1 protein-coding gene is annotated in these 454 nt (G+C 33.0%); it reads right to left on the bottom strand.

Annotated features, from left to right (window positions below; genetic code table 11):
• Nucleotides 1–428: type 1 glutamine amidotransferase family protein (locus tag ERX29_RS10800; RefSeq protein WP_481817011.1), on the bottom strand; the 428-nt coding region annotated here is incomplete at its 3' end.
• Nucleotides 429–454: the final 26 nt, after the last annotated feature.

Genomic DNA, 454 nt, shown 5'->3' with positions numbered 1-454 from the left:
TTTTTAATCACATCTGCTAATTTTTTTGGCTGTTTTAATTTTTCTTTCAATTTATTATAAGTACTTATAACTGCCTCGTCTTCAGTTGGCATAGCCCATAATTCTAATTTAACTGGATAACCAGATAATGTCGCAACATCAACGTCAAAACCTGCTTCCATTAAATGATGTAAAGGTAATAACATTTCAACAGGATGATTACCCGTAGAGAACATTTTTCCATTTTCCAATAATACATATCGCTCTTCAGCAGCAATCATCAATACTTTCCATTTACCATCTTTATAGGCACCTTTGTGTTCAACACCATCAAAATCTGTTTTAGGTGCTGTATATTGACTAAGGGAATATGGTGATGGGAAAAATGCGTTATCTTCTGCTTTATCTGGCGTTGGTTGCTTACTTAATTCATTTACATCTTGTGACATAGTTTATTCCTACTTTCTCTATATAG

The sequence above is a fragment of the Macrococcus lamae genome (genome assembly GCF_004359545.1).
GTDB classification, from domain to species: Bacteria; Bacillota; Bacilli; order Staphylococcales; family Staphylococcaceae; genus Macrococcus; species Macrococcus lamae.
This window is presented reverse-complemented; position numbering and strand designations above follow the sequence as displayed.